Genomic DNA, 8216 nt, shown 5'->3' with positions numbered 1-8216 from the left:
CCCGTCTGGGCTGAAACTGGCGTCGTAGACTGGACCCTGATGGCCGGTGAGTTGGACTATTAGCTGACCACGGAGGTCCCACACCCGAGGGATGTTGTCAGAGGAGGTGGTAAGGATGCGTTCCTCGTCCGGGCTGAAACTGGCGCGGGAGACCCTACGCTGATGGCCGATGAGTTTTGCAACGAGCTGGCCACGGCGGTCCCAGACCTGGACACCCTCCTGGGAGGCGATGAGGATGCGTTCCCCATCGGGGCTGAAACTGGCGTTGTTGTACCCATTCCAATAGCCGGTGAGTTTGAGTTCGGCAATCAACTGTCCACGATGGTCCCAGACCTGGGCAGTGTCCTGTGATATCGTGAGGATGCGTTCCCCGTCCGGGCTGAAACTGGCGCTGTTGATCCCACCCTGATGGCCGATGAGTTCGGCTATTAGCTGACCACGGCGGCCCCACACCCGGGCAGTGTCCTGTGAACTCGTGAGGATGCGTTCCCCGTCCGGGCTGAAACTGGCGCTGTAGATCCCACCCTGATGGCCGGTGAGTTCGGCTATTAGCTGACCACGGCGGTCCCACACCCGGGCAGTCTTGTCCTCTGAACTCGTGAGGATGCGTTCCCCGTCCGCGCTGAAACTGGCACTGTAGATCCCACCCTGATGGCCGGTGAGTTCGGCTATTAGCTGACCACGGCGGTCCCACACCCGGACAGTCTTGTCCTCTGAACTCGTGAGGATACGTTCCCCGTCCGGGCTGAAACTGGCGCTGGAGATCCAACCCTGATACGGAAGTTGATGGTGTTCGGAGATCTGGTTGATAATGGTGTGCAAGGCCTGGATCGGGGTGACAGTGGGATAATCTGCAAGGGAACGTTTGTCACTTACTAGAGCTTGTAAGTCTTGCCCCGCGATCATTGCTGAGACTAATCCATCGATTTGGGAGACTTCAAATTGTCCTAAGGCATTTAACCCTTGGCGTTCGAGTCTAGTCCCTTCTCGGGCTTCCTCCAGGGTTTGAGTCGCTTTGAAGGCGAATCCTCCGGTGATGGCTGCGGCGAGTAAGGAGGCGGCAAAAATTCCTGTCCCTAGGCGAATTCGCTGTTTTGCTTTCTGATTCGCTTCCGCTAAGATTTGCTTGGCCTTTCGTTCCTGTTCTAACTCTTCCTTGGTCTTTTGACGTTCGGCTTCTAATAATTTCCGTTGGGTTCTTTCTTGTTCCAGTTCGGCCCTTAACCGTTCTAACTGAGGCTGTTGTTGCTTGCGAATAAACTCAGCTAAGTAATCATGAACCAGTTGATACCGTTCGGCTGGCTTTTCCTGGATTAGCAACACTAAACCGGAGTCTACAAAAATTTTCAACACCAAATCTAATTGGCTAACCTCTCCTGTCAAATCAGCGGCGAGTTCCTGTAATTCCCCCGCTATTTCTTCCCGCGTTTTCAGGGGACGAGTGCCTTTTTCATCGGTCAGCAAGTACAGCACAAATTCACCCATCTGCTGATTCTCCGGTCCACAGTCTTTCACCACGTCGTCTAAGTAGCGCTTGACGAATTCGGTTTTTGGTCCCCGTTTTTGATACTCGGCTAAGGTGGTAATATTTTCCGCTTGTAGTTGTGCGCCGACGATTTGCAATTCAATCGGACGCACGGCATCGAGTTCATCGGCTAAGTCCTGAACTAATGCCTGAGTTAACTCATCGGACAACCAAAATTGGGTTTTTTCCGTTAAACTTTGGATGATTTTTTCTGCATCTGGGGGGGGAAAGTTGCCCAGGGGATAGCGGACTTTGCGGGCTAGGATATCGTTGTTGATACTCTTCATGCTTTCTAGCCGATCGCACTCTAGCAATTGATGCAAATAATCCTCTCGCAGAGATAGGATAATTTTGATGCTGGGAATGGTCAGGCAATCCCCTAAGAAATCAAAAAATTGCCGCCGTTCTCTGGGGGTGGGACAGGCAAAAAAGAACTCTTCAAATTGGTCAAAAATTAGGATAGAACGCAAATTTTGGCTTTCGTTCTCCTGCAACTGTTCCAGGAATGATGCGAATTGCCCTTCTCCCAGAACAGACCTGAATTTTACCCCTTTGTCTGCCAATGCCTCTGCCAAGCTGCTGGCAAATTCTTCCATCCAGTTCGTATAAACTCGCACCGGGATAGGTAAATATTCCTGATATCCACTCAGTTTTTCCTTTAACTTGGGAATGATTCCCCCATTCACCAGAGAGCTTTTCCCCACACCGGATTGTCCATGAATCACCAGGATTCGGGAATCATTCGCCCCAATTTCTTTGACAATTTTTTCCACATCCAACATCCGCCCAGAAGCAGCTATTTCTGGGGCTACAGATTGCCGTTTATCAATGGGAGTTAGACCAAAATTCTCCTGCCGTTGCGGTTGAATCCAACAAGCCCCGACAAAGGCTCTTAATCCATATTGTTGCTCAATGGAGTAGCGGTTGAGTTTGAGTTCAAAGGCTTCTAAATATTGTTTTTGTTGAAAATAAAGAAGTTGTAACTGACAGATAATATCCAAATAAAGCTGGGTATCATGATCCGGACTTCCCGCTTGTTTTGCCGCCTCTAAATGCCGGAGTGCCGCTTCTGGCTGATTTAATTTTTGCTCGGCTTGGGCTAGAATAAAATAATACAGACTGGCATCAAAACCCAGGGTTGATGCGCTCGAATTTTCGTCAATCGGACTCGGACTATGGGGAAATGAAAATCCCGGAACTGTCGTTAAAATCTCTAGGGCTTTTTCGGCTAATTCTTGAGCCTCGGTCCAATTGGATTGGGATAAAGCCACTTCCGCTAAAAACCCATAATCTCGGGCCGTTTCTATGGGCTGATTTTCGGCTTCATGGATGGATAAGGCATGGGTTGCCAGGGTTTGGAGGGTATCCCAGTCGGGCAACTGTCGTAAGATTTTGCCGATACTTTCTAGGGAATCGGCGATTAAATGAGGGTTTTGGGTTTGTTCAAAAGCCGCTAAACAGTGGGAGATGGCTTCCCGCGTCGGTTGCCAATCCGAGGGGGTTAAATTGCGTTGTTGTCGGACTTTGATATAATGGCAAACGGCAATTTGATGATAAATTTTCCCCAGGCGTTCTAACTGCTGAGATTTATCCCACCATGTCGCTGCCAGTTGATAATGAACGAGGGCGATATCCGGTTGAACAAGGATGAATTGAACCGCCCCCAATAGAGTCTCTAAATTGGCATTCAGTTCTTCATCTAATCCAGATTGGCTGATTAAATCGATTTGCGCCGGTTCTAATTCCCCGAGCAATTTTAAAGCAGATTGGCGGTTGAGTGGCAGTTGATTGGCAAACCAAGCCTGGGCGGTTTCTGTAACAAAAGTGGCGATCGCCTCTCGATCCATCGTCAATTGTACCGGAATCGCCCAACTCTCCAAATCCGGCGCAATTTGGCGGATTTTTTGCTGCACCTCATCATTCACCCACAGCACTAAGGGAAAATGAAACTGTTTCTGAAACTCCTCCCGGACTTGATTCGCCGAACTCAACAGGGAATTAATCTCCGTAACCGTTTCTAACCCAAAAACCATCAGCGCATCCGGTTGTTCTTCCCCCAATTCAGCCCGGATCAGGCTATGCAAAAATCGGTCTGCTGCTTTGACCTCAATGCAGCGAATTTCTACCGCACAAAGCTGTTGCAATCTCTGTACCATTCGCTCTCGCAATTGGATATAATTACAACGGGCAATAAACAGTTTAAAATCCCCGCGAGATGCCTCCAATGCCCAAGCCAATCGGGTTAAAGCCTGCTCATTTTCCGCGCTGATGGGTTCCAGATTAAACGGTTCAATCATGGCTACATTTCTCCCGATTCAGCTATCATTGGATTCACCTCAAACCACACTTTGCCATTATCGCGATACTCAAACACAAAGCGACTTCTAATCAAGTGTTGATAGCCCGTATCATCATTAACTTTTTGGGAAACTTTCACCTGACGCAATAACTCCCATTCTTGGTCAGAAATGGGCATCGTCATATCCTGTTGACAGGACTGAATCACTTTTTCTAAAGTTTGGCGATGGAGGGGAAATTTCATTTCTTCCATAATCCAGGTATTCAGCAATTTGAGTAAATCCCGAACATGACCCCCACTAATTTGGCAGAGGCGATCTAAGGTGTCGGGACTGTCAAAAATGAGGGAAATGGCATCTAAGCGTTGTTGTTCGTCTAAATCGGGAAATGCTCTAGCTAGGACCATTTGCCGCAAGAGTGCCATCCCCGCTTGATGTTCCTTGCCATCCTGCGATCGCACGGGCACCATTGGCAATACTTTCGGGTCTTCAAATCGCTGAGTCAACATTCCATAACTATTGGAAAATTTCAGCGCCAAAGGCAGGGTATAAACCAGATGACAATTGAGCTTAGTTAAATATTCCCCCTGGTCCACAAATAGATTTTCTTGTTGCGGTGTTCCCGAAGGTTTCGGACTGTTATCCAGGCGATCTAAGTTGTCCACAATGGCCACTAACCCATGTTTCCCCTGCGCTTTGAGTTTCATGATAGCTGGTTCAATCAACTCCTGATTAATGGCATCGAGGAGTTGTTGTTTTTGGGGACCTAAAAACTGATTCAGCTTTTGCCGCAAGGACGCATCTTGTTTGAGTTTGGCCGTAATTTCGCCAATTCCCAGGGACAAGGTAAAGTTGTCTCCTTGTCCACTGATTCCCACCTCGCCCACTGTAGGAATGGGAAATTTGGTTTTAAATCCCTGAATATCCGCATTGAGAATCCGCGAAGCCCCTTGCAGCAAATCTTTGAGCTTGCTGGTTTGGGTGAGTTGAATCGTCTCTAAACTTTCGGAGATGCGAGAGGCGATCGCCAGCAACACATCCACGATATCCACATCCGTCAGTTCCAAGTCTTCACTGGAGGCAAAATACACCACATGAAACCCGGCTTTTTCCAGTTCCATTTTCAGCCGCAAGAGTTCCGTAGATTTCCCGCATCCAATATGGCCCGTAAACAAGGCACAAGTCGGGCGATCGGGCATGAAAAAGGTGATTTTGTTCTTAAGTTTATCAATAATTTCGCCGCCGCGAACCGTGGAAAAGTCAATGTAATACTTTCGATCCTGGGGGTCGGTACAAACCAGCGCCGGACCGGGTTCCGTTGCACGATAAAATTCACGGATATCAGGGGTGATTGTCATGATTATTGTGGTTTTGCTGTCTGATAGAAGGAGGGAATGCCCCATAAGCGATTTTAGGGCTGAGTTCTTTACCCTATTATCTAATGAAACCTCTAAATTGGGTAAATTTAGGTCAAGTTTATCTGAATGCGGTGACTGGGGGCTTTATTTCAGGGGTGAAGATGCTTTATAATAGTGAAATTGCACCCAACTGGGGAAGCTGTAGCAGGGGAAACCCATAAAAGCGCGATCGCCTTCAACTACGGAATTGCATAGCGGCATCAAACCCCTCACACTCGGGAGAAAAAGGAGCGTTAACGGTGACCATTGTCATCATCATGGGAGTATCGGGTTCGGGTAAAACCACCGTGGGGAAGCGTCTGGCAGAGGTGTTAGGGTGGCAGTTTATGGATGCTGATGATTTACATTCCCCGGAAAATGTGGAGAAAATGAGTCGGGGAATCCCCTTAGATGAGAGCGATCGCCTCCCTTGGTTAATGGCGATGCGTCAACACATCTCTGTTTGGTTAGAGCAAGATAAAAATGTAGTATTAGCTTGTTCCGCTTTGAAGCAATCTTATCGCGAAATTTTGGATTGTTCTTTGGAAGCGATTAAGTGGGTTTATTTGAAGGGTTCCCCGGCGGTAATTCAGTCACGAATTCAGTCGCGAACAGACCATTTTATGCCAGCGGATTTGCTCAATAGTCAATTTGAGGCGTTAGAAGAACCCACTCCCGATGAGGCGATTCATTTGGATGTGTCTTTACCCGTTTCTGAGTTAGTGGAACGGATTTCTAGGGTGGTGAAAGGGTCGGGATAAGGCAGTTGTAGGGAGGATTTGAGAGATTTGATGGGTTGGGGAGTTTGTAGGAGGCAGAGTCTGCAAAATGTTAGCAGAGGGTGCAGTTGCTGCGATCGCCCGCTATTAAGCGACCCCAACCCCCGGAGAATTCCCGGCAGGAAACCATCGATTCCAGAACAGATGAGATGCCTCAAATCCACTGTCTGATTGGAGAATCTGGGTAAAGTCAATCAGAACCGCCTCCGAGTGAATCCTGTGTCTCCATTACCTGGATAATAGAATGGTCCTTCCCTATCCGTGCAATGGAGACGAGAAACCGTCATGAATCGCCCTCTGAAGTTTTATGATGCTGAACAGCGTCCTTGGCCGAATTCACGCTTAGAGCAAACCAGTATTATTGGTCATACGACCCCCACCACAGTGCGCCTATGGTTCCGGGTTTCTGAACCGGGGGAATACTGGTTGGTGGTGTCTTCTCGTCCCATTCCCACTCAGGGGATTCCTTTGTTGATTTTAGGCGATCGCCGTGAATACCAGTTACGCTTGACCACTCCAACTCATACAGAAGAATTTTCCCCGGAAATCGTTCTGCCGATCTCTCTCACACCGGAAACTGACCTCACCGGGGTGATGGAACTGATGAATCTCACACCGGATACTCGCTATTACTATGCGTTATTTGACCCCAATCGGGATTCTCCTTGGGAATTAGGACAGGACCAACCCCTATGGTTTCACACCTTTCCGGAACATCCGAAAACCATCAATTTTGGCATTTATAGTTGTCATATGCCTTATGAAGGGCGAGAGCTTACTAATGTGGAGATGTGGGACCGATTTACCCAGGAACTCGCTAAAGTGAATGCGCGATTTGTGTTAGCAACGGGAGATCAAGTCTATGTAGATGGCAACCCCGAGGTGAGTATCTGGGAATGGTTGCGGAAGGTCAAATCCCAAAATCCAACTCGCGAGGATATGATTTCCTGGTATCGGGATATTTATCGGGGATATTGGGGAATTCCGGAAGTGCAGCACCTTTATCAGCGTTTTCCCACTTATATGATTTGGGATGATCATGAAATTGTCGATGGATGGGGTTCTTATACTACCGATGAACTGGCGGGATTATTGGACAACTCCTGGCAACTGCGAAATACCCAGGAACAATTGGATTTTGCCTATCAAATGTTTGAGGCTGCTAAACAAGTCTATTGGGAATATGAACATTCTCATAATCCTGAGACTGATTTTGTAAATCATCAATTTGACTATGGATTTGATTGCGGGCGCTGTGGGTTTTATGTCCTTGATATGCGTGGAAATCGTAATTACAATCGCGACCACCATCGGACGTTAGGGTTAGAACAAGGGAGGCGATTTGAAAAATGGATTGCTAGTCAGTATCAATCCGATGCCGAGGTTCTATTTATTGTGTCTCCGGTTCCGGTAGTTCATTTAAGTAGTTTTGTGATTAACAAAATTGACTTAACTTTGTTGGGATATCAAGATGATCAACGGGATCATTGGGAACATCATAGCAATTGGGATGAGCGAAATCAATTATTAAAATTAGTCTTTGAGTTTTCTCAAAAAATGCACAAACGGGTAATTTTTATTAGTGGGGATGTTCATATTGGGGCGGCATTTAAACTGTCTCATCCCGATTTCCCCAGGGCCAAGGTTTTTCAGGTAACCTCTAGTGGGATTGCTTATGCACACATGAAGGAATTTGAACGACGAATTTTGGAAATGTTGGTAAAACCAGAAGGAGATTTAGGCGATCGCCCGGAAAATATTCCCTATCATTTTGATAATTTGGCGGTCTGTCGTTATAATAATTTCGGGATTTTGAGGGTTACGGAAGAGGACTCGGGAGAGATGGAGGTATGCTTTGATTTGTACGGGGGAAATTGGGAAGAAAATGGGGAGCTTTCTTTGTTGAAAACGAGTATTGTGTTGACATGAATTGGAACCCCACCCTAACCCTCCCCTTGCCAAGGGGAGGGGACCGGAGGTGGATTGAAGTAAAAGAAAGCTGGAGATGTTGTCAAAAATATGTTGAAAATTTTGTCTATTTTAAGCCGTTCCACCCACTCTAATATCTCACGAAAGACTATCTAAATCCAGTTGACTCCCTTTAGCAAGAAGAAAGTTAGGGTGGGCTTTTTCCAGTTCCCTCCCCTTGCTAAGGGGAGGGTGTAGGGTGGAGTTCTTCCGGTTCCCTCCCCTTAGCAAGGGGAGGGCTAGGGTGGGG

The 8216-nt window shown here is 47.5% G+C and carries 4 protein-coding genes; 2 read left to right on the top strand and 2 right to left on the bottom strand.

The features are described from left to right. Positions 1 to 3822: hypothetical protein (locus tag NG796_RS18030; RefSeq protein WP_261208266.1), on the bottom strand; the 3822-nt coding region annotated here is incomplete at its 3' end. 2 nt (positions 3823 to 3824) lie between these two features. After that, positions 3825 to 5174, bottom strand: coding sequence for an ATP-binding protein (locus NG796_RS18025; RefSeq protein ID WP_261208317.1), 1350 nt, complete (start codon positions 5172 to 5174; stop codon positions 3825 to 3827). A gap of 305 nt (positions 5175 to 5479) precedes the next feature. Here NG796_RS18025 and NG796_RS18020 point away from each other — a divergent pair, with 305 nt between their 5' ends. Continuing rightward, on the top strand, positions 5480 to 5980 hold the full coding sequence (locus NG796_RS18020) for a gluconokinase (protein WP_261208265.1): 501 nt from the start codon (positions 5480 to 5482) through the stop codon (positions 5978 to 5980). Between the two features lie 303 nt (positions 5981 to 6283). Continuing rightward, the gene (locus NG796_RS18015) at positions 6284 to 7927 is read left to right on the top strand and encodes an alkaline phosphatase D family protein (RefSeq protein ID WP_261208264.1); all 1644 of its coding nucleotides are present in this window, start codon (positions 6284 to 6286) and stop codon (positions 7925 to 7927) included. Positions 7928 to 8216 lie beyond the last annotated feature (289 nt).

Source organism: Laspinema sp. D2d (genome assembly GCF_025370755.1).
Classification (GTDB): Bacteria; Cyanobacteriota; Cyanobacteriia; order Cyanobacteriales; family Laspinemataceae; genus Laspinema.
Note: the sequence above shows the minus strand (reverse complement) of the source record. Positions and strands in the feature narration are given on the sequence as shown.